The sequence below is a fragment of the Rhizobium sp. 768_B6_N1_8 genome (genome assembly GCF_051811225.1).
Classification (GTDB): domain Bacteria; phylum Pseudomonadota; class Alphaproteobacteria; order Rhizobiales; family Rhizobiaceae; genus Rhizobium.
The window spans coordinates 185,585-205,347 of the sequence record NZ_JBPWPV010000003.1 but is presented as its reverse complement, the minus strand read 5'-3'; the positions used below and the strand labels follow the sequence as shown (position 1 = coordinate 205,347).

At 61.6% G+C, this 19,763-nt stretch carries 16 protein-coding genes; 11 read left to right on the top strand and 5 right to left on the bottom strand.

Annotated features, from left to right (window positions below):
* Window positions 1-115: 115 nt before the first annotated feature.
* The 5 genes from AB8B33_RS35510 to AB8B33_RS35490 all read left to right on the top strand — a co-directional run bounded on the left by AB8B33_RS35510 (window position 116) and on the right by AB8B33_RS35490 (window position 6,092).
* Window positions 116-829, top strand: coding sequence for an HAD-IA family hydrolase (locus AB8B33_RS35510; RefSeq protein WP_439019069.1), 714 nt, complete (start codon window positions 116-118; stop codon window positions 827-829).
* A gap of 80 nt (window positions 830-909) precedes the next feature.
* Complete coding sequence (locus tag AB8B33_RS35505; RefSeq protein ID WP_439019068.1) at window positions 910-2,517, top strand: ABC transporter substrate-binding protein; 1,608 nt, start codon at window positions 910-912, stop codon at window positions 2,515-2,517.
* 123 nt (window positions 2,518-2,640) lie between these two features.
* Entirely contained in the window at window positions 2,641-3,591 is a 951-nt protein-coding gene (locus AB8B33_RS35500) for an ABC transporter permease (protein WP_439019067.1), read from the top strand.
* Complete coding sequence (locus tag AB8B33_RS35495; protein WP_439019312.1) at window positions 3,588-4,436, top strand: ABC transporter permease; 849 nt, start codon at window positions 3,588-3,590, stop codon at window positions 4,434-4,436. The genes AB8B33_RS35500 and AB8B33_RS35495 overlap by 4 nt, the downstream gene beginning before the upstream one ends.
* Window positions 4,437-6,092 (top strand): ABC transporter ATP-binding protein, encoded by a 1,656-nt coding sequence (locus tag AB8B33_RS35490; protein ID WP_439019066.1) that lies wholly within the window; start codon window positions 4,437-4,439, stop codon window positions 6,090-6,092.
* Between the two features lie 43 nt (window positions 6,093-6,135).
* Here the strand turns inward: AB8B33_RS35490 and AB8B33_RS35485 are convergent, their stop codons facing one another.
* The gene (locus tag AB8B33_RS35485; RefSeq protein WP_007815732.1) at window positions 6,136-6,612 is read right to left on the bottom strand and encodes an Lrp/AsnC family transcriptional regulator; all 477 of its coding nucleotides are present in this window, start codon (window positions 6,610-6,612) and stop codon (window positions 6,136-6,138) included.
* 247 nt (window positions 6,613-6,859) lie between these two features.
* On the opposite strand from AB8B33_RS35485, the gene AB8B33_RS35480 reads away from it, so the two are divergent.
* Window positions 6,860-8,188 carry an NAD(P)/FAD-dependent oxidoreductase gene (locus tag AB8B33_RS35480; RefSeq protein WP_439019065.1) on the top strand — a complete coding sequence of 443 codons (1,329 nt, stop codon included), beginning with the start codon at window positions 6,860-6,862 and terminating at the stop codon, window positions 8,186-8,188.
* Window positions 8,189-8,247: 59 nt separating this feature from the next.
* Window positions 8,248-9,153 carry a LysR family transcriptional regulator gene (locus tag AB8B33_RS35475; protein WP_439019064.1) on the top strand — a complete coding sequence of 302 codons (906 nt, stop codon included), beginning with the start codon at window positions 8,248-8,250 and terminating at the stop codon, window positions 9,151-9,153.
* 9 nt (window positions 9,154-9,162) lie between these two features.
* Here AB8B33_RS35475 and AB8B33_RS35470 read toward each other — a convergent pair whose 3' ends face one another.
* Genes AB8B33_RS35470 through AB8B33_RS35455 form a run of 4 tightly spaced genes read right to left on the bottom strand, consistent with a single transcriptional unit; the run spans window position 9,163 to window position 14,926 of the window.
* Complete coding sequence (locus AB8B33_RS35470; RefSeq protein WP_439019063.1) at window positions 9,163-10,530, bottom strand: FAD-dependent oxidoreductase; 1,368 nt, start codon at window positions 10,528-10,530, stop codon at window positions 9,163-9,165.
* On the bottom strand, window positions 10,527-10,850 hold the full coding sequence (locus AB8B33_RS35465) for a (2Fe-2S)-binding protein (RefSeq protein ID WP_037070992.1): 324 nt from the start codon (window positions 10,848-10,850) through the stop codon (window positions 10,527-10,529). Before AB8B33_RS35465 ends, AB8B33_RS35470 begins: the two co-directional genes overlap by 4 nt.
* Entirely contained in the window at window positions 10,847-12,835 is a 1,989-nt protein-coding gene (locus AB8B33_RS35460) for a hydantoinase B/oxoprolinase family protein (RefSeq protein WP_439019062.1), read from the bottom strand. Before AB8B33_RS35460 ends, AB8B33_RS35465 begins: the two co-directional genes overlap by 4 nt.
* Window positions 12,836-12,841: 6 nt before the next feature.
* Complete coding sequence (locus AB8B33_RS35455; RefSeq protein ID WP_439019061.1) at window positions 12,842-14,926, bottom strand: hydantoinase/oxoprolinase family protein; 2,085 nt, start codon at window positions 14,924-14,926, stop codon at window positions 12,842-12,844.
* 212 nt (window positions 14,927-15,138) lie between these two features.
* Between AB8B33_RS35455 and AB8B33_RS35450 the strand changes: the two genes are divergently transcribed.
* The 4 genes from AB8B33_RS35450 to AB8B33_RS35435 all read left to right on the top strand — a co-directional run bounded on the left by AB8B33_RS35450 (window position 15,139) and on the right by AB8B33_RS35435 (window position 19,146).
* Complete coding sequence (locus AB8B33_RS35450) at window positions 15,139-16,260, top strand: NAD(P)/FAD-dependent oxidoreductase (protein WP_439019311.1); 1,122 nt, start codon at window positions 15,139-15,141, stop codon at window positions 16,258-16,260.
* 284 nt (window positions 16,261-16,544) lie between these two features.
* Window positions 16,545-16,880, top strand: a complete 336-nt coding sequence (locus tag AB8B33_RS35445) for a helix-turn-helix domain-containing protein (protein ID WP_439019060.1) — start codon at window positions 16,545-16,547, stop codon at window positions 16,878-16,880.
* A complete protein-coding gene (locus AB8B33_RS35440; protein WP_439019059.1) occupies window positions 16,873-18,120 on the top strand; it encodes a type II toxin-antitoxin system HipA family toxin in 1,248 nt (415 codons plus the stop codon). Before AB8B33_RS35445 ends, AB8B33_RS35440 begins: the two co-directional genes overlap by 8 nt.
* A gap of 309 nt (window positions 18,121-18,429) precedes the next feature.
* Window positions 18,430-19,146 carry an IS6 family transposase gene (locus AB8B33_RS35435; protein WP_439019058.1) on the top strand — a complete coding sequence of 239 codons (717 nt, stop codon included), beginning with the start codon at window positions 18,430-18,432 and terminating at the stop codon, window positions 19,144-19,146.
* Window positions 19,147-19,763 lie beyond the last annotated feature (617 nt).

Here is a 19,763-nt window from a genome sequence, read left to right as displayed (position 1 = left end):
CCTAGAAGCCCCGAAAATTCGGGATTTTCTGCAAAAATGCCCAAGGTCGGGAACAGCATATTCTTTCGCAGGCAGCCTTCGAGACCGCCCCGCGACATCAACTGGGGATATGGAATTGACGAAATCTCTACCGGAATTCAGATACATGAGCTTCGACGTGGTCGGAACGCTCATCGATTTCGAGGACGGTCTGACGACCTGCCTGCAGGGCATTGCTGCCGAAGCGAATGTCAAGATCGACAGCGAGGAGGCGCTCTCCCTCTACCGCGCCGCCCGATATTCGGAAAATGCCGATCTCTTTCCGGATGATCTTGTGCGTGTCTATCTGGCAATCGCGCCAAAGCTCGGACTGCCTGCAGACGAGACCTATGGCATACGCCTCAGGGATTCCGCCAAAACCTGGAAGGCTTTCCCGGACAGTGCCGCGGCCATGGCCGATCTCGCGAAGAACTACCGCCTGGTCGCCATGACGAATGCACGTCGCTGGGCCTTCGAGTATTTTTCCAAGGCGCTGGGCAATCCTTTCTATGCCGCCTTCACCGCCGACGATACCGGTACGGAAAAGCCGGATCCGGCCTTCTTCCACAAGGTGTTCGACTTCGTCTCAAAGGACGGCGGTAGCAAGGACGATATCCTGCATGTCGCGCAGAGCCAGTATCACGACATCGGCGTTTCCCGCGAACTCGGCGTGACGAACTGCTGGATCGAGCGCCGCCACGCACAGAAGGGTTACGGCGGCACGATCGAGCCGGCTGAGTTCACCAAGCCCGACTACCACTTCACCTCGATGGCCGGACTGGCCCAAGCCGTGAGGAACGCCCGCGACTGACTGACTCAATTTTCGGTTTTCAAAGCATCGGGCCAAACCACGAAGAGGGTTGCCCGCCAACAAGCGAAAAGGGGAATGACATGAACGACAAGATCACCAACTGGACCGCGTCGGACGACGCCATGATCGAGAATGCCATTCGCCGGGGCGCAAGCCGCCGCGAACTGCTGAGGATGATGCTGGCGGGCGGCATTGCCGCATCCGCTGGCGGCCTCATCCTCGGCCGCGCCTCTAACGCGGTTGCCGCAACTCCGAAATCCGGTGGCGCTCTCAAGGCGGCCGGCTGGTCGTCTTCGACCGCCGACACGCTCGACCCGGCCAAGGCTTCGCTGTCGACCGACTATGTCCGCTGCTGCGCCATCTACAACCGCCTGACCTTCCTCGATCAGGCCGGCACCGTGCAGATGGAACTCGCCGAAAGCATCAAGAGCGGCGACGCCAAGGTCTGGACCGTCAAGCTACGTTCCGGCGTTACCTTCCACGACGGCAAGACGCTGTCCTCGAAGGACGTCGTCTTCTCGCTGAAGCGGCATCTCGACCCGGCCGTCGGCTCGAAGGTCAATGCGATCGCCAAGCAGATCACTGACGTCAAGGATCTCGACCCCCTGACGGTCGAAATCACGCTTGCCAACCCGAATGCCGACCTGCCGACCATTCTGTCGCAGCATCATTTCATGATCGTTCAGGACGGCACGACCGACTTCTCCAAGGGCATCGGCACCGGCGCCTTCAAGATGGAAACCTTCCAGCCCGGCGTGAAGTCGATCTTCACGAAGAACCCGAACTACTTCAAGGGCGGCGCCCACGTCGACTCGTTCGAATTCTTCGCCATCAGTGACGACAATGCCCGCGTCAACGCCCTGCTTTCGGGCGACATTCATCTCGCCGCGTCGATCAAGCCGCGTTCGATGAAGCTCGTCGAAAGCCAGCCGGGCTTCGCGCTGTCGCAGACGACCTCCGGCAACTATACCGACCTCAACATCCGCCTCGACCTCGCCCCAGGCGACAAGGCCGATTTCGTGGCCGGCATGAAATACCTGATCAACCGCCAGCAGATCCAGAAATCGGTCCTGCGCGGTCTTGCCGAAATCGCCAACGACCAGCCGGTCTCGCCGGCCAGCGCCTATCACAATGCCGACTTGAAGCCGAAGGGCTATGACCCGGACAAGGCGAAGTTCCACTTCCAGAAGGCCGGTCTTCTCGGCCAGTCCATTCCGATGATCACGTCGGAAGCACCGACCTCGGCCGTGGAAATGGCGACGATCGTACAGCAGTCGGGTGCCGAGATCGGCATGAAGTTCGACGTCCAGCGCGTGCCTTCGGACGGCTACTGGTCGAACTACTGGCTGAAGGCACCGGTTCACTTCGGCAATATCAACCCGCGTCCGACGCCGGACATCCTCTTCTCGCTCCTCTACGCATCCAACGCGCCGTGGAACGAAAGCCAGTACAAGTCGGAAAAATTCGATAAGATGCTGGTCGAAGCACGCGGTCTCCTCGACGAGACCAAGCGCAAGGAGATCTACAACCAGATGCAGGTGATGATTTCGGAGGAAGCCGGCACCGTCATCCCCGTCTATATCTCGAACGTGGATGCGATCTCGGCGAAACTGAAGGGCCTTGAAGCCAATCCGCTCGGCGGCATGATGGGTTACGCCTTCGCCGAATACGTCTGGCTCGAAGCGTAAGGCCGATTGCCGGCGGCAGGGGGAGAACATTTCTCCTGCCGCCTTGCTGCGCCTGACAGCACCATTCCCGTTCTTGCGGGCGTGGTGCCGGCGAATTCGAACTCTTCAGGCAGGGAAATAATATTGCGCACCTATGTCCTCGGACTCATCGCGAATAGGCTCGGAAGCTCCGCCCTGACGCTGCTGATCGTGTCCTTCGCGGTCTTTTTCGCGACGGCCATGCTGCCGGGCGATACCGCGACGATCCTGCTAGGCCAGGCCGCCACTCCAGAAGCCGTTGCTGGCCTCAGGGCGGCAATGCATCTCGACGAGCCCGCCTTCTTCCGTTTCGCGCGCTGGCTGTTCGGACTGCTGCAGGGAGATCTGGGGACATCCTACGTCAACAACGTGCCTGTGGCCGAACTGATCGGCGCGCGTTTCGTCAACACGATGCGCCTTGCCGGCATCGTCACCCTGATCGCCGTGCCGCTTTCGCTGGTACTCGGCATCACCTCCGCCATGTTCCGAGGCTCGGTTTATGACCGGATCGTCACCATCCTGACGATCGGCGTCATCTCCGTGCCGGAATTCATGATCGCGACTTCGGCCGTTCTTCTGTTTTCCGTCTATCTCAAATGGCTGCCGGCCCTTTCCTTCGCGGGTGACGTCGCCTCCTTCTGGCAGGTGCTAAAGATCTACGCCATGCCGGTCATCACGCTGACCTTCGTCGTTTCGGCCCAGATGATCCGCATGACCCGCGCCGCCGTGATCGACACGATCAACACGCCCTATGTCGAGGCGGCTATCCTAAAAGGCGCCTCGCGCTGGCGCGCCGTGATCATTCACGCGCTGCCCAACGCGGTCGGGCCGATCGCCAATGCGATCGCACTTGCTTTGTCCTATCTCGTCGGCGGCGTCATCATCGTCGAGACGATCTTCAACTATCCCGGCATCGCCAAGCTGATGGTCGACGGCGTCTCTACCCGCGACCTGCCGCTCATCCAGTCCTGCGCCATCATCTTTTGCATCGGTTATCTCGCGCTCATCACCTTTGCCGATATCGTTGCAATCCTGGCCAATCCGAGGGTGCGCTGACCATGACCACATCCACGACCATGCCCCGCCGCTTGAGCTATCGGTTCAGCTGGGTCGGAAGAATCGGCCTTGCGATCATTCTCTTCTGGGCGGTGATCGCCTTCCTCGCACCGCATATCATTCCTTATCCGGTCGGCGAGATCATCGATGAAGACTATTTCGGCCCGATGAGCGGCAAGCTCCCGCTGGGCTCCGATTATCTCGGCCGGGACATGCTCTCGCGCATCATCATGGGTGCGCGCTACACGGTCGGCATCTCGCTTGCCGCCGTGTGCATTGCCTGTTTCACCGGCGGTGCGCTCGGCATGGCGGCTGCCGTCGTCGGCGGCTGGTTCGATACGGTCTTGAGCCGTTTCCTTGATGCCCTGAACTCCATACCGAGCAAGCTTTCCGGCCTCGTCATCGCCGCTGCCGTCGGATCGTCGCTCAGCGTCCTTATCGTCATGCTGGGCGTGATCTACATACCGGGCGCGTACCGTTTCGCCCGCTCCCTGGCGGTAAACATCAACACGATGGATTACATCACCGTTGCCCGCACCCGCGGCGAAGGCATTTCCTATGTCGTGTTCTCGGAGATCCTGCCAAACATTATCGGGCCGCTGCTTGCCGATTTCGGAATCCGCTTCGTCTTCATCGTCCTGCTTCTTTCCGGCCTGTCCTTCCTCGGGCTCGGCGTGCAGCCGCCCTATGCGGATTGGGGTGCGCTGGTTCACGAGAATATCGGCGGTCTACCCTTCGGCGCGCCGGCTGTCATCGTCCCTTCGCTGGCGATCGCGAGCCTCACCATCAGCGTCAACCTGCTGATCGACAATCTGCCCAAGAAGATTCGCGATCGGAGCGCGTGAATGCAAAATCTCGTTGAAATCCGCGATCTCAAGGTAGAGGCGATCACTGATGCGGGCCGCCGCATCGAGATCATCAAGGGTGTCGATCTCGAGATCGCACCGGGCGAAATCGTCGCACTGATCGGCGAAAGCGGATCGGGCAAGACGACAATCGCGCTGACGGTGATGGGTTATGCCCGCCCTGGCTGCAGGATATCGGCCGGCACCGTGACGGTGGCCGGCAAGAATATGGTGGCGCTCAGCGAAGGCCAGCGCGCCAAGATGCGCGGCCTCGACGTGTCCTATGTGCCGCAATCGGCGGCGGCTGCCTTCAATCCAGCGAAGCGGATCATCGATCAGGTCATCGAAGTCACCCGCATCCACAAGCTGATGTCGCCGGCGGAAGCGAAAGAAAAGGCGATCGCGCTGTTCAAGGCGCTATCGCTGCCGGATTCCGACGGCATCGGTAACCGTTATCCACACCAGGTGTCCGGTGGCCAGTTACAGCGCCTTGCTGCCGCTATGGCGCTGATCTCGGATCCTAAACTCGTCATTTTCGACGAACCGACCACTGCGCTCGACGTGACGACCCAGATCGAGGTGCTGCGCGCCTTCAAGGCCGTGATGAAGAAGAGCGGCATTGCCGGCGTCTACGTCTCGCACGATCTCGCGGTCGTCGCCCAGATCGCCGACCGCATCGTCGTCCTGCGCGGCGGCGAGGTCCAGGAAGTCGCAACCACGGCCGAGCTTCTGGCCGGTGCCAAACATCCCTATACGCGCGAACTCCTGTCGGCTTTCGAACCGAAGGCGCGCGGCGAAAGCGTGGCGGCGGCGCCGGAAAGCCGGCCGCTCCTGCAGGTCAATGGCCTGATCGCCGGCTACGGCCCACTTCAGGCGGACGGCCTGCCGCTCGTCAAGGCGGTGCAGGAAGCGAGCCTCGTGCTGGAACGCGGCCGCAATCTCGGGATCATCGGCGAATCCGGCTGCGGGAAATCCACGCTCGCGCGCTCGATCGCCGGCATCCTGCCGGCCTCGGCCGGCAATCTGACCCTAGAGGGGCATGAACTTGCCCGCTCCGCCCGCCAGAGAAGCCGCGAGCAGCTGCGCGAGCTGCAGATCGTCTTCCAGCACGCGGACACGTCACTCAATCCGGCCAAGTCGATCGAGGAAATTCTCGGCCGGCCGCTAAAATTTTATCACGGCATGAAGGGCAAGGCGCGTGATGCGCGGGTCGACGAACTGCTGGATATGGTGCGCCTGCCGAAGGCGCTGCGCAGCCGCACACCGGCCGAACTTTCGGGCGGCCAGAAACAGCGCGTCAATTTTGCCCGTGCACTTGCGGCCGAACCGAAACTGATCGTCTGCGACGAAATCACGTCCGCACTCGATACCGTGGTTGCCGCCGCTGTCATCGATCTCCTGAAGGAGATGCAGCGCGAGCTTTCACTCTCCTACATCTTCATCAGCCACGATCTGTCTGTCGTCGAGGCCATCTGCGACGAGATCGTCGTGATGTATAACGGCCGCAAGGTCGAGGAGATCACACCAGCCATCTCGAAAGTGCCGCAGCATCCCTATTCGAAACTGCTGTTCTCATCCGTACCAAAGCTCGATCCCGGCTGGCTCGATCGCCTGGAACGGGATCCGGAACTGGTAAAGACCTATGTGCAGGGCTGAGGCGGCGTAAGCCGTCTCACTGTAACGGGGAGCTTGTTGTCGGTCAGACCGGGAACAGGCTGGTCAGCGGCATATGCGCCTTGACGATCGGCGACTTTAAAACGACGAAACTGAAGTATTTGTCGATGCCGATATCCATGTCGGTCAGCCGTTCCATGATCGTCTGGTATTCGCCGATGCCGGCAGTGACGAATTTCAGCATGTAGTCGTACCCGCCCGAAACCAGGTGGCATTCGATCACCTGATCGACCCGCTCGACGGCTGCGAGAAACCGGGCAAAATCGATTTGCCGGTGGTTCTTCAGCGTGACTTCGGTGAAAACTGTCAGCGTCTGGCCGAGCTTGCCAATATTGATCTGCGCCGAATATCCTTCGATATATCCTTCCTGCTGCAGCTTCTTGACGCGCATCAGACAGGGGCTCGGGGATAGATTGACCAGCTCGGCCAACTCGACATTGGTGATGCGGCCGTTCTTCTGCAACTCGTAGAGGATCTTGATGTCAATACGATCGAGCTTCATCTGCTGACACCTTCCAAGGCACCCGGCGGCTTGCAGCATTTTATGCCGCAAATTTTCGAGATTAACTTTAACACTCTGGCTTCTCTTGTCTATTTCATTCTGCGTAGAGACGCTCAGCACAATAAGCTGGATGCATGCCCATCGTCGGAATCTTGTGCTGCCCGGCCAGGATGTGCGGTAACCACGGCGTCGGCAGCGCCCTTATGCTGATACATCGACCCGGTTGCGTCCCAGGAGATTGAACATCATGCCAGCACCGCTCACGCTCGTGGAAACTGACGCGGGATTGCCGCGCTCCGCCGACGCGGTGGTCATCGGCGCCGGTATCGTCGGCGTTTTCACGGCCTATTATCTCGCGAGACGCGGCCTGAAGGTGGTGCTGATCGAAAAGGGTCGGGTCGGCGCAGAACAGTCGAGTCGGAACTGGGGCTGGTGCCGTCAGCAGAACCGCGATGCGCGCGAACTTCCTATGGCGACCAAAAGCCTGGATCTCTGGGATCGTTTTGCTGCCGAAAGCGGCGAGGATACCGGCTTCCGGCGCTGCGGCCTGCTTTACCTGAGCGACAGCGAGGAAGAACTGGCCGGCTGGGCGCGCTGGCGCGATTTCGCCCGCACCGTCGGCGTCACGACCCATATGCTCGACAGTGCCGAGGCAAGCGCCCGCGGCAAGGCGACAGGCCGAACCTGGAAGGGCGGCGTCTTCTCGCCAACGGACGGCACCGCGGACCCGGCCAATGCCGCACCGGCCGTGGCAAGGGCGATAATCAAGCTCGGCGGCGCGGTGATCCAGAACTGCGCAGCACGTGGCATCGAGGCCGAAGGCGGCAGACTTTCGGCTGTCGTCACCGAACACGGCACCATCAAAACCAAGGTTGCGATCCTCTCCGGCGGCGCCTGGGCTTCGTCCTTCTGCCGCCAGCTCGGCATCCGTTTCCCGCAGGCCTCGATCCGCTCCTCCATTCTCTCCGTCGGCCCCGGCGACGGAGAGCTACCGGACGCGCTTCACACGGCGCGCGTTTCGGTGACCCGTCGCGGCGGTGGCGGCCATACGCTGGCAATCAGCGGCCGTGGCCGGGTCGACCTGACGCCCCAGAACATCCGTTTTGCGGGACAATTCCTGCCGATGTTCATGCACCGCTGGCGCAGCCTCTCACCGGGCGGTATCGAAGGGTTCCGCAGCGGCCACGAAACGCTCGCTCGCTGGCGGCTGGACCGGCCGACGCCCATGGAGCAGATGCGCATCCTCGATCCGGCCGTCGACGACGGAACGATCAGGCTGGTACACCAGCGCGCCATCGAGCTTCTGCCGGCGATCGGCACACGCCGCATCACTGCGCGCTGGGCGGGTTACATCGATTCCACCCCCGATGGCGTGCCGGCGATCGGCGAAGTGGCGAATGTGCCCGGCTTCATCCTGGCTGCCGGTTTCAGCGGCCATGGTTTCGGCATCGGGTCGGGCGCCGGCCACCTGATTGCCGATATCGTCACCGCGGCAGCCGAGCCGATCGTCGATCCCGTGCCCTACCATCCGAAACGCTTCGAAAGCTCCTCCTGGGGCAAGGTCGCCGACTTCTGAATTGCAATTCTGCGCGCTAGAGTGCCGGGGAGATCGCGACATAAGCCAAGGGAATACTCATGCAGGCACGCCAGCTCGAGGTTTTTTGCATGCTGATGCGCACCGGAACGGTGACCGGCGCAGCTGCCATGCTCAATATATCGCAGCCAGCGCTAAGCCAGATCCTGCTGCATGCCGAGGACCAGCTGGGTTTCAAGCTTTTCAGCCGGGTACGCGGCAAGCTAGTGCCGACCCGGGAGGCGGAAGAGCTTTATCCGGAGTGTGAGCGGATATTTTCCGAACTCAGCGCCCTTCGCCGCCGCACGACAGACATGCGTTTCGGGCGCACCGGGCTGATCCGGGTGGCCGCTTCCGCACCCCCGGCGATGTCGATCATCCCCAAGGCCCTTTTCTCGTTCCGCGCCTCGCATCCCGAGATCGTCGTTCGCTCGCTGATCGCGCCACTCGTCAACGTCGTCGACATGATCCGCGACGGTGACGCGCCGCTCGGTATTGTGATGAACAACGCGGCACGGCCGGGAATTGATGTCGAGACGCTCGGGCACGCGGAACTCGTCTGCATCATTCCCGAGAACCACCGCTTCGCTGAACTGGAGCGTATCGGCTTTGCCGACCTGCAGAACGAGATGCTGATCTCCTATCGCGCCGGCACCCTGCCCGGCCGATTACTGGTGAGTGCCGCCGCTGCCGAAAGGCAGATTTTCAATCCGGCGATCGAGATCGACATTTCCATCACCGCCCTCCCTTTCGTACGCGACGGTTTCGGCGTCGCCATCGTCGATGGGCTCTTGCCCTGGGAACAGTTTCCGGGCCTGGTCCGCCGGCCGCTGCAGCAGAGGATTTCCGTGCCGATCGCGCTTCTGACGAGCCGCGACCGGCCGCTGACCGGAAGCCATATCGACATGCGCGACAACCTTCGCGAGGCCTGTGCGGCGGTCCTGAAGGCGATAGAGACGGAGGCCTGAGCCTTCAGATCAGGAGTCGCGAACCCAGGCGCCTATCGGTAAAGGTCTTGCGGGCGCCTGTTCGCGAAGCCGTCCAGCATCACAGACTTCGATGCCGGCCTTGTCGGCGATCAGCTCCGCTCCAGCGATCTGGCAATAACGCCCCTGGCAACGCCCCATGCCGACGCGCGCCAACGACTTGGCCCGGTTGGCCTCCGCCCCGCCATAAGAAACGCTCTCGCGCAACTGCCCCGCCGTCACGCCTTCGCAGCGACAGACGACCGTCTCGTCGGGGACGGCGCGAACGATGTGTCGCGGCCAGGGAAAGGCCCGCGCCATGCCACGGGCAAAACGCTCGAGGCGATCCAGCCGGCACAGATCCGATGCCGCATCCGGTGCGGGCAGGCCCATATCCGCAAGGCAGGCGGTCGCCGCAAGATGGCCGGCCACCTCGGCTCCATCGGCGCCTAGAATGCGCAGACCGTCACCGGCGAGGTAAAGCCTCTCGGCCGCCCTGCCCATACGATCGGTGCGCGGCAGCCATTGCGACCAGCTCTGATCATAGTCGAATGTGCAACCGGCCAGCCCTGCCAGATGCGTCTCTGCGCGCAGATGCCAGCCGAGCCCGACCATATCGCATTCCGTGACCTGCGCCCTGCCCCGCGCATCACGCCAATGCATGGCGACGGGGCCTTGCTCATCGCTTTCGATGCGGTCGAGCTTTACGCCGGCATGATAGAGCCGTCCTAGCTTCACACGCATCAGCAGGCCGCGCAAAACGAGGCCCGGTCTTGCCAGCATGCCCGGCAGGCCGGCCATCTGGTCGCGCAGCGAGGATGTATCGAGAATGACTGAGATATCGGCGCCGGCCTTCAGCAATTGCGTCGCAACCAGCGTCAGCAGCGGGCCGGAACCGGCAAGAACGATTTTGTCGCCCAGCGCGACACCTTGCGCCTTCAGGGCGATCTGCGTTGCGCCCAGACTATAGACGCCGGGCGCCTGCCAACCGGGGATCGGCACCAGACGGTCCATCGCTCCGGTCGCCAGGATGAGGCGGTCATAGGTGAAATCCTTGCGACCATCGGGCGTCAACGCCTGCAGCAGATTGCCTGCGGTCGCCAGAACGGAGCTTTGCGAGTGATACTCGATCTCTCGGGCGGCAACCATTCGGTCGAACACCGTATGCAGCGCCACCGCCTTGTGTGCCTCAGATCCGTAAAGCTGTTTGGGCGGCCGCGTAAAACCCTGTGGTGGGCGCCGGTAGATCTGACCGCCGCCTTTCAGGCCTTCATCGATGACGACGGGTTTGATACCGGCCTTGACCAGAAGCTCGGCGGCACGGATCCCGGCCGGGCCGGCGCCGACGATCACGACCTTTTCTACGTTAGGAGGTGTCATCGCCATCCCTCCGGCGGGGCGGTCCGCAATTGCATGCCGTCGGCAATCAAGGTCGAACAGGCCCGCAGCCTGCCGCCATCCTCGTACCAGAGCCAGCAGTCCTGACAGGCCCCCATCAGACAGAAGCCCGCGCGTTTTTCCGGGCCGAATTCCGATTGCCTGACGGCGGGAGCCGAGACCAGCACGGCGGTCAGGACGGTATCGCCGGAGAGCGCCTGGCAATCGGCGCCATCCAGCCTGAACCGGACCAGCGGCCTGCCCTTTTCCGTAAGGCGTACAATTCGCCCTCCTCGCCGGGCAGGCTGCAGATCCGCTGTCATTCGGCGGCTTCCTTGCGTGCGAGCGAAGGTTCCGGCATTTCCTTGAAACGCTCCCGGACGTCTGCGAAGGCGGCAGCCACGCCTTCCGGTCCGACGCGGCCCTTCATGCGACGAAAGATTTCCGTCTTGGTGAAAAAGCGCCAGTGGATGGGAATGCCGGCCAGAAGCTCGGTCAGCAGATCATAGGCTGCCGGCGTCCACTGCGCCTCGTAGCCATCCCGCTCGGCACCGTAATGGAAATGCGCCTTCGGCAGCGCGCGTGCGATCCTCACCTTTTCCGTTTCCGCCTCATCCACCACGCCGTCACGGATGATAACACCATATTCGCGCTCGGCGGCCTCCGCGGAAACGTAGCCGCGGGCAACGTCCTGTTCCACACGCCAGGTCTCGCGTTCGATCGGGTTGCCACGCCCTCCGCCGCCAGCGGAGCGGATTTCCAGCACGTCGCCGGGCTGCAGGATCGCCGTATCGATATTGCCGAGCCGCTTGAAATCGTCGCGGCCGGGGTTGAGCACCATGTCCGAAAGGCCGGCGGCCCGGCCGCCGAGCGTGCCCCAGGGGCGGAAGAAGCTTCGATCGCGGTTGCGGGCGGTGATACGGCTGCCTGGCGAAAAGACCCGGAAGGCCATTTCGGTGGCAAGCCCGCCGCGCCAGCGACCGGGGCCACCGCTATCCTTGGCTAGACCGTATTTGACGAATTCGATCGGCACTTCGGTCTCAGTGATCTCGATCGGCGTGTTCTTGAGATAGGCCGCATCGGCGCCGGAACCGTTCGTGCCGTCGCGATAAGGCATGCCGCCACCACCACCAACGACGGGGTTCACGGCTGCGATGATGGTGCGGCCGCTGCGTTCGTCGGTGGTCATGACGTTGACGATGCAGTTATTGCCGGCCGGTGCAGCCGGAAGCTTTTCCGGAACCGCCTGGTTGAAGGCGCCGAAGATGACCGAACGCAGGCGCGCGCAGGTCAGCGAACGCATGCCAACGGCGGCGGGCGCGATCGGGTTCAACACGCTGCCCTTTGGCGTGATGCAGGTGAACGGCCGGGTCAGGCCGGTATTCAGCAGGATTCTCGGGTTCAGGGTGTAAAGAACGTAATAGACGCCGACCAGCAGCATCGTGTGGCGTGGATCACCGCCCGAGGGCACGTTGAGCGAGGAGCCGAGCTGCGGGTCCGAGCCGGTGAAATCCAGCAAAGCCTCGTCGCCGCGGATCGTCAGCGTCAGCTTCAGGCGGCAGGGATTGGCTTCGACAGAATCCTCGTCGGCATAATCGACGAATTCCCAGGTCCCGTCAGGCATGGAACGCAGAAGATCGCGCGCCTGCGCTTCGGCATGGTCAAGCAGAACTTCGGTGCCTTCCAGGAAAGCGTCCTTGCCGAACTTTTCCACCATGGCGAGGATTTTTCGCTCGCCAGTGTTGAGCGCTCCGACCAGCGCCTTCATGTCACCAATGTTGAGCTCAGGCTTGCGGACGTTGGTCGTCATGATTTTGAGGATCTGTTCGTCGAAGACGCCTTCGTTGACGAGCTTCATCGGCGGGAAACGGATGCCCTCCTGATGGATCTCCGTCAGTGCTCGCGACAGTGAGGCGGGCACTGCGCCGCCCATGTCGGTATTGTGGATATGGCCACCCGTCCAGCCGATGATCTCGCCCTCGTAGAAGACCGGCTTCCACAAATGGGTGTCCGGCGCATGGGTGGCGACGAAGCAGGAATAGGGATCGTTGGTGAAGGCGACGTCACCCGGCTTGTAATCGTCGATCATCTCGATCGCGCGGGTATAGGTGAGGCCCGGATACCAGGTGGCGCCGAGCCCCATCGGCACGCCAAAAGTCTCGCCCTTTCGGTTGATCAGCATGACGGTAAAATCTTCCGTCTCCTTGACGAAGGCGGAATGGGCGGTGCGCTGCAGCGTATAGGCCATGTTTTCGGCGGCAGCGCGGGTGTGGTTGGCGAACACCTGAAGGTTCAAGAGATCGAACATGAGCTGTTACTCCGAAAAGGTGAGATGCAGGTTCAGGTGGCTATCGACTTCGACATGCGCGCCGCCGGGAATGGCAAAGGTCGTGTCTTCCTGGGCGACCACCGCTGGGCCGGCAAAACGGCTGCCGGGGCGAAGGCGCTCACGTGGGTAAAGCCCAATCCATTCGAAATCCTTGCCGGTGAAGACCGGGATCTCCCGTTCCGGATCAACGGTCTCGCCGCCTTCGCGGGCGTCGACCGGAAATTTCAGTGCCGGGCCGGCGCCGATTGCCGAGAGGCGCAGGTTGACGATCTCGATCGCGCCATCGGGATCGTGGAAATCGTAGAGCCTTGCATGCATGGCATGAAACGCTTCCTCGATTGCGCCGAGTTTTCCTTCGCTGATCCAGGCCGCCTGGACCGGCACTTCGATTTCAAAGCTCTGGCCGAGATACCGCATGTCGGCAGAGACGTTCAGCGTCGCGGCGCCCGCATGTCCCTGCTTAGAAAGCCAGTTGCGACCCTCGACGGCAAGCTCGTCCAGCGCAGCGCGCAATTGCGGCGCAGCCTCATCCGAGAGATGGGTGAACACGGTGCGGATGAAATCGCCGCGCAGGTCGGCGACGAGACCGCCCAGCGCCGAAACGACGCCCGGCCGTGGCGGGCCGATAACCTTCGCCATCTTGAATTCGCGGGCGAGGAAAGCGCCGAGCATCGGGCCGCCGCCGCCGAATGGCATCAGGGTGAATTCGCGCAGATCGACACCGGCACGTGAGGCGAGCTTCTCGACCTCGACGAACATTTCCGAGGTGGCAATGTCGAGAATGGCCTGGGCGGCTTCTTCCGCCGTGCGGCCGATCTTGTCGGCGAGGCGCGTGACAGCGGCGCGGGCGAGCGCCACGTCGATCTGCAGCTGTCCATAGGCCATCTGGCTGTGACCGAGCCAGCCGCAAACGGCCATGGCGTCGGTGACTGTCGCCTGCGTACCGCCCCGGCCGTAACAGGCCGGTCCGGGCGTGGAGCCAGCAGATTCCGGGCCAACCCTTAGCACGCCCTGCGCATCGACGCTGGCGATCGAACCGCCGCCGATGCCGATCGAGCTTACCGAGACCGATGGAATATGCAGCGGGAATTCGCCGATCAGTTCGCCGGTGCCGAATTGCGGCTCGCCGTCGATGATCAGCGCGAAGTCGGCCGAGGTACCACCGATATCGAGCGTAAGGATATGTTTTTCGCCGGCGCGGCGGGCGAGCCAGGCAGCGCCGATGACGCCCGAGGCGGTGCCCGAAAGCAGCATCTGCACGCAGGAGCGCTTGCCTTCGTCGGCATTCATGACGCCGCCATTCGACTTGGTCAGTAGCGCCGGCGCCGTGACGCCGCGTGACAGCAGCTTTTCTTCGAGCGCCGTCAGATAACCGGAAACGCGCGGATGGACGTAACCGTTGAGGATGGCCGTGGTCGTGCGCTCGTATTCGCGGATGACCGGCCAGACCTCGCAGGAGGTGAAGACGAAGAGTTCCGGCGCGATCCGGGCGATCTCCTGCTTGACCGCCGCCTCATGGGCGTCGTTGCGCCAGGAATGCAGAAAGGAGATGATGATGCCGGCGGCACCATTGGCCTTTGCCTTTTCGACAGCGGTCGCGACGACGGCGAGATCTGGTGCCTGGGCCTCGCCACCGTCTGCCCGCAGGCGGGCTGGAATGCCGAATATCATGTCGCGGGCAATCAGCTGGTCGGGCCGCGCGCAGAACAACGAATAGACATCCGGCATTCTCAGCCGCGCCAGTTCGATCACGTCTTCGAAACCGGCATTGGTCATCAGCGCCAGCGAGACGCCGCGGCGCTGGATGACCGTGTTGATGCCGACCGTCGTGCCATGCACGAAGCGGCTGACAGCCGAAGGTTCGAGCCCTTCGCGTTCGGCCAGAAGCGTCAGGCCGGTCATCAGCTCTGCGCCCGGATCGTCCGGTGTCGTCAGAACCTTGAGCGACGCGACACGGCCTGAGCGCGTTTCGAGCGCGCAGAAATCGATGAAGGTTCCGCCGATATCGACGCCGATCTTCCAGTCCTGCTGATCGTGGCCGCCTTTGCTATGCGAGGCCGCATTGTCCATGTGTTCAAGTCCCTTGCTGATCTATGTCATGAAGCTGACATGGATTGGGGAGCCCGGTCCAAGAGCGAAAATACAGGATCCCATAAGTGGCGCTTATGCCTTGTTGAGCGCAGTCCATAAGTGGGACTTATGGGCGGTCGAAATCCTCGACTTTGACACTCAGTGCGCGGACCTGAATGGTAGCCCTCATGACAGATATCGGGGGCAGCCCAATGGATGTGATCGTGCTGGGTGGCGGTCTGATGGGAAGCGCTTCGGCCTATTTTCTGGCCAAGCGCGGCATGAATGTGACGCTGATAGAACGGAACCGCGTCGGCAGCGGAGCAACGGTTGCCTCCTTCGGCAATATCCGCCGTAGCGGCCGTTACCTGCCGCAGCTTCCGCTCGCCCGGCGTTCCCTGGACATCTGGAACAAGGCCCATGAAATGCTGGGGCGGGATGTGGAGTTCCGCGCGACTGGCCATGTCCGGCTGGTGTTTACCGAAAAGGGGCAGGAGGAAATGCGGACGTTTTCCGCCGCTGCCCGACCTTGGGGGCTCGATCTTGAAGAACTGACGCAGAAGGAGCTGCATGCCCGCTTTCCCCTTCTCGGGCCGGAGGCAATCGGCGCATCTTTTTCGCCGCAGGATGGCAGTGGCAATCCGCGGCTGATCGCGCCGGCCTTTGCCGATGCAGCAAGACGCCACGGCGCCAGGATTGTCGAGGAGGTCGACGTGAAGGCGGTCCGCAAGAGCGCTTACGGTTTCGAGGTGGAAACCTCCGGCGGCATTCATGCCGCCGCCAACCTGCTGAATACCGCCGGCGCCTGGGGCGCACAGGTATCGGCGCAATTCGGTGAAACCGTCTCGATCCGCGCCAGAGGTCCGCAGATGGGCGTGACGGAACCGCTGCCGCATCGCATGCTGCCGGTTGTCGGCGTCTGGGCGCATGATCACGGCGGCGGCTACCTTCGCCAGGTCGAGCGCGGCAATATCGTTTTCGGCGGCGGTGCCGAGCGCACCGAGGTCTCGCTCGATACCGGCCTTGCCAAGGCGGACCCAACCCGCTTGCCAGGCCAATTGCGTTCTCTCCTGCCAATCCTGCCTGCACTCGCCAATGTGTCCGTTATCCGCACCTGGTCAGGTTGCGAAGGCTATGTCGAGGACGGGCTTCCGGTCATGGGCGCTTCCGCGACGACGCCGGGCCTTTTCCATGCCTTCGGCTTTTGCGGTCACGGGTTTCAGCTCGGCCCAGGCGTCGGCGACGTGATGGCCGAACTGATCGCGGGCGGCAAAACGGAGACACCGATCGACGATTTCCGGATCGGGCGGTTCAAATCGACTTGTTCGCCTTGAAAGGGATCGAACCGCCGCCCCTTGCTATGATTCGTCTAACCAACTGATTCTTATACCTTTTGATGCATAAAATCGTTATTTTGGAACATCCGCTGCTTCTGGTTCCGTCATTAGCTGCCGCCCATGGCGGCTCAGCGCGCAAATAGTTGTATGTGATCTGCTCCTGCTCAAAGTCATGCTAGGGGCACGATGAAACAATCAGCTTTTCTACCCGACCATCCCTCTGGAACGATTGTAAGCTTCATGCTACATATCCCGCCAATCTGTAGTGCGAAGGTGGCAAAATGCCGACACCTCATAACCCTCCGGCCGCTGTGCGGCGCGCGCTGCGCAAACTGGGCGCAGACATCCACGACGCACGTCGACGTCGCCGCCTGCCTATGGCGGTAGTAGCCGAACGCGCCTTCACCTCACGCTCAACGCTTCAAAAGATCGAGGCCGGCGACACCAATGTCAGCATCGGCATCTATGCAGGCGTCCTCCAGGCACTCGGCCTGCTAGATGGGCTGAGCCAAGTCGCCGACATCAGTAACGACAGCGTCGGCCAGTCTCTGGCCAGTGCGGAGTTGCCCAAGCACGCTCACCCAAAGCGATCGCCGGGATCGCCACGCGATGGCTGATTTTGAAGTTCATCTCGACCTTCACGGCCGCACACGTCCGATCGGACTGGCGCGGAGCAATCGCCTCCGTGGTGCCGAAACGATAATGTTTGAGTATGACCGTGCCTGGCTTGAGGATCCCGACCGCTTCTCGCTGGAGCCCGCTCTAGCTCTGAGCCGGGGAGCGTTCGCCCCACCCGCTGGCCTCGCAACCTTTGGCTCTATTGGCGACTCAGCACCCGATACCTGGGGCCGACGCCTCATGCAACGGTCCGAAAGGCGCATGGCTGAGCGCGATGGCCGGGCCGTTCGCACACTGGCCGAAAGCGACTATCTGCTTGGCGTCGCCGACGAGACACGGCTCGGCGCGCTTCGTTTCCGCTGGGTCGGCGACGAGGAATTCCAGGCGCCGATCCGTGCCGGCGTCCCCGCCCTCATCGAGCTCGGCCGCCTGCTGCAGATCACCGAACGTATTCTGCGCGATGAGGAAACCGACGAAGACCTCCAACTTATCTTCGCGCCTGGCTCCTCGCTTGGTGGAGCGCGCCCGAAGGCTTCTGTTATCGATCAACATGGCCATCTCTCGATCGCCAAGTTTCCTAAGGAAACCGACGACTACAGCATGGAGACATGGGAAGAGGTCGCTCTGCAACTGGCTGAACAAGCCGGCATTGTCACGCCCCTCCATGAGCTCATCAACGTCGCCGGCAAGAAGGTCATGCTCTCGCGTCGCTTCGACCGCGATGGTGCTGTCCGGATCCCCTTCCTGTCCGCGATGGCGATGATGGGCGCAAAGGACGGCGAGCGTGGTAGCTATCCGGAGATGGTAGACGCCTTGGCCGAACACGGCGCGCAGGGAAAGACCGATGCGCATGCGCTTTATCGCCGTGTCGCCTTCAATGTGCTGATTTCCAACGTCGATGACCACCTGAGAAATCACGGCTTTCTGTGGCTCGGCAAAGCGGGCTGGTCGCTGTCCCCTGCCTATGACCTCAATCCAGTGCCTACCGACGTCAGGGCGCGCGTCCTGACGACCAACATAGATCTTGATGAAGGCACCTGCTCCCTTGATCTGCTGGAAGAAACTGCCGGGTTCTTCGCCCTCACGCTCGCCCAGGCTCGCGCGATCATTAAGGAAGTCGCGACCTCCACCGCAACGTGGCGCGAGACCGCAAAGGCGGCTGGTGCGCGGTCAGCCGAGATCAACCGTATGGCCAGTGCGTTTGAGCACGATGATTTGCAGCGAGCGCTAGCCCTATGACGAGAACCTTCCTCCACAGTTTCGATCCGCCCTCGGCCGGCCCGATCACCGGCGCGACCGTTGACCTCGATATCGCGGACATCGAGGATGCTAGCATTCGCTCAGTGCTTCAGACCCCGGGTGCCGCATATGGCGCTAAAGGTCGCTCTATCAGGGCTATTCGGCCGCTTCGTCGCACGCGCCTATCCAGAGCGCTACTTCAACCTCTCGATCTTTTGCGCATCTCGGCAGTCAGACCATAGATCTGGATCGGCGACGGAGGCACTGTAACGTTACCGGGGCATGGATCAAAATCTGGGATCTGGCGGCATGACCAGATCTGCACGTGATCCTCTCTATCGTCATCACCGGTTTCCGGCGGAGGTGATTGCCCATGCCGTATGGCTCTATTTCCGGTTTCCGCTCAGCCTACGAATGGTCGAGGATATGCTGGCAGCCCGTGGTGTCATCGTCTCTCACCAAACCGTAAGACTGTGGGCCGAGAAATTCGGCAGACAATTCGCCAATGCCATCCGGAAGCGCTCGGTCGGCAGGCTCGGCGACCAATGGTACCTCGACGAGGTCGTCATCACCATTCGGGGAAAGAAACACTGGCTCTGGCGCGCCGTGGATCAGGATGGTTTCGTCCTCGACGTTCTGGCCCAAAGCCGCCGCAATGCCAAGGCTGCAAAACGTTTGATGCGCAAGCTTCTGAAAGGGCAAGGTTCCAGCCCGCGCGTTATGATCGCCGACGAGCTTCGATCCTATGGTGCGGCGAAGCGGGAGATCATGCCTGGCGTCGAGCATCGTTCGCACAAGGGCTTGAACAATCGGGTGGAGAATTCTCATCAACCCGTCCGACGGCGTGAGCGGATCATGAAACGCTTCAAGTCACCACGACGGCTTCAGCGCTTCGTCTCGATCCATGATCCAATCGCCAACCTCTTCCAAATTCCCCGCCACGAGATCCCATCTCACCACTATCGCGAGCTGCGAGAGGCCGCGATGCAGATGTGGAACGAGATCGCCCATCTGCAGGTCGCTTGATCACCGACATCGTGCCGTAACTTTGACCCGAGGCAGATAACTTTACAATGCCTCACCGCGGCATCGACAGTAACCTTCATAACGGCGCTTCTGGCAAGATTGAAAAAATCGTCCGCCGATTTGTAGCGTAATCTGGAATCAATGTTCATTAATTAGTTGGCGGTCGAGTTCGCTTAGGAAGGCCGCCACACATGGCAGCCGATCAACCCGAAAGCCTATGAACTACGGGACGCGCGAGGAACGAGGAATATTGTACGGGCAAGCATATCCCCAGGATGATCCAGGGACTGTCAAAGCCAATGCGACTCCCGGCCGAACGACGCCCAGCGCTGCAGTAACAGCTTGCGTCACTCCTTTAAGTGCCGCCGTTTCGGAATGGCAACGCTCCCCGTGCAGGCGACCGTAAAACGTTAGCGTATGTGTTGCATTAACTACACAACTCTCCGAAAACGAGCGTGAATCGGATCAAAGCAAGCACTACCTGTCGATGTATCGCGCCGAAATCTGCTATGATGCTATCGAGCCGATGATTGGCCTCGCTCTCTGAGCTTTTTCCATGACATCGATAATTTGCCGATGTGCGACAAGCACAGGCGAAATCAATTGTAGCGACATGG

Bases quoted from the DNA above. Each gene is read 5' to 3' on its own strand.
- AB8B33_RS35505 (WP_439019068.1), top strand. From the start codon at position 910: ATGAACGACAAGATCACCAACTGGACCGCGTCGGACGACGCCATGATC.
- AB8B33_RS35490 (WP_439019066.1), top strand. From the start codon at position 4,437: ATGCAAAATCTCGTTGAAATCCGCGATCTCAAGGTAGAGGCGATCACT.
- AB8B33_RS35485 (WP_007815732.1), bottom strand. From the start codon at position 6,612: ATGAAGCTCGATCGTATTGACATCAAGATCCTCTACGAGTTGCAGAAG.
- AB8B33_RS35480 (WP_439019065.1), top strand. From the start codon at position 6,860: ATGCCAGCACCGCTCACGCTCGTGGAAACTGACGCGGGATTGCCGCGC.
- AB8B33_RS35475 (WP_439019064.1), top strand. From the start codon at position 8,248: ATGCAGGCACGCCAGCTCGAGGTTTTTTGCATGCTGATGCGCACCGGA.
- AB8B33_RS35470 (WP_439019063.1), bottom strand. From the start codon at position 10,530: ATGACACCTCCTAACGTAGAAAAGGTCGTGATCGTCGGCGCCGGCCCG.
- AB8B33_RS35465 (WP_037070992.1), bottom strand. From the start codon at position 10,850: ATGACAGCGGATCTGCAGCCTGCCCGGCGAGGAGGGCGAATTGTACGC.
- AB8B33_RS35460 (WP_439019062.1), bottom strand. From the start codon at position 12,835: ATGTTCGATCTCTTGAACCTTCAGGTGTTCGCCAACCACACCCGCGCT.
- AB8B33_RS35455 (WP_439019061.1), bottom strand. From the start codon at position 14,926: ATGGACAATGCGGCCTCGCATAGCAAAGGCGGCCACGATCAGCAGGAC.
- AB8B33_RS35450 (WP_439019311.1), top strand. From the start codon at position 15,139: ATGGATGTGATCGTGCTGGGTGGCGGTCTGATGGGAAGCGCTTCGGCC.
- AB8B33_RS35445 (WP_439019060.1), top strand. From the start codon at position 16,545: ATGCCGACACCTCATAACCCTCCGGCCGCTGTGCGGCGCGCGCTGCGC.
- AB8B33_RS35440 (WP_439019059.1), top strand. From the start codon at position 16,873: ATGGCTGATTTTGAAGTTCATCTCGACCTTCACGGCCGCACACGTCCG.
- AB8B33_RS35435 (WP_439019058.1), top strand. From the start codon at position 18,430: ATGACCAGATCTGCACGTGATCCTCTCTATCGTCATCACCGGTTTCCG.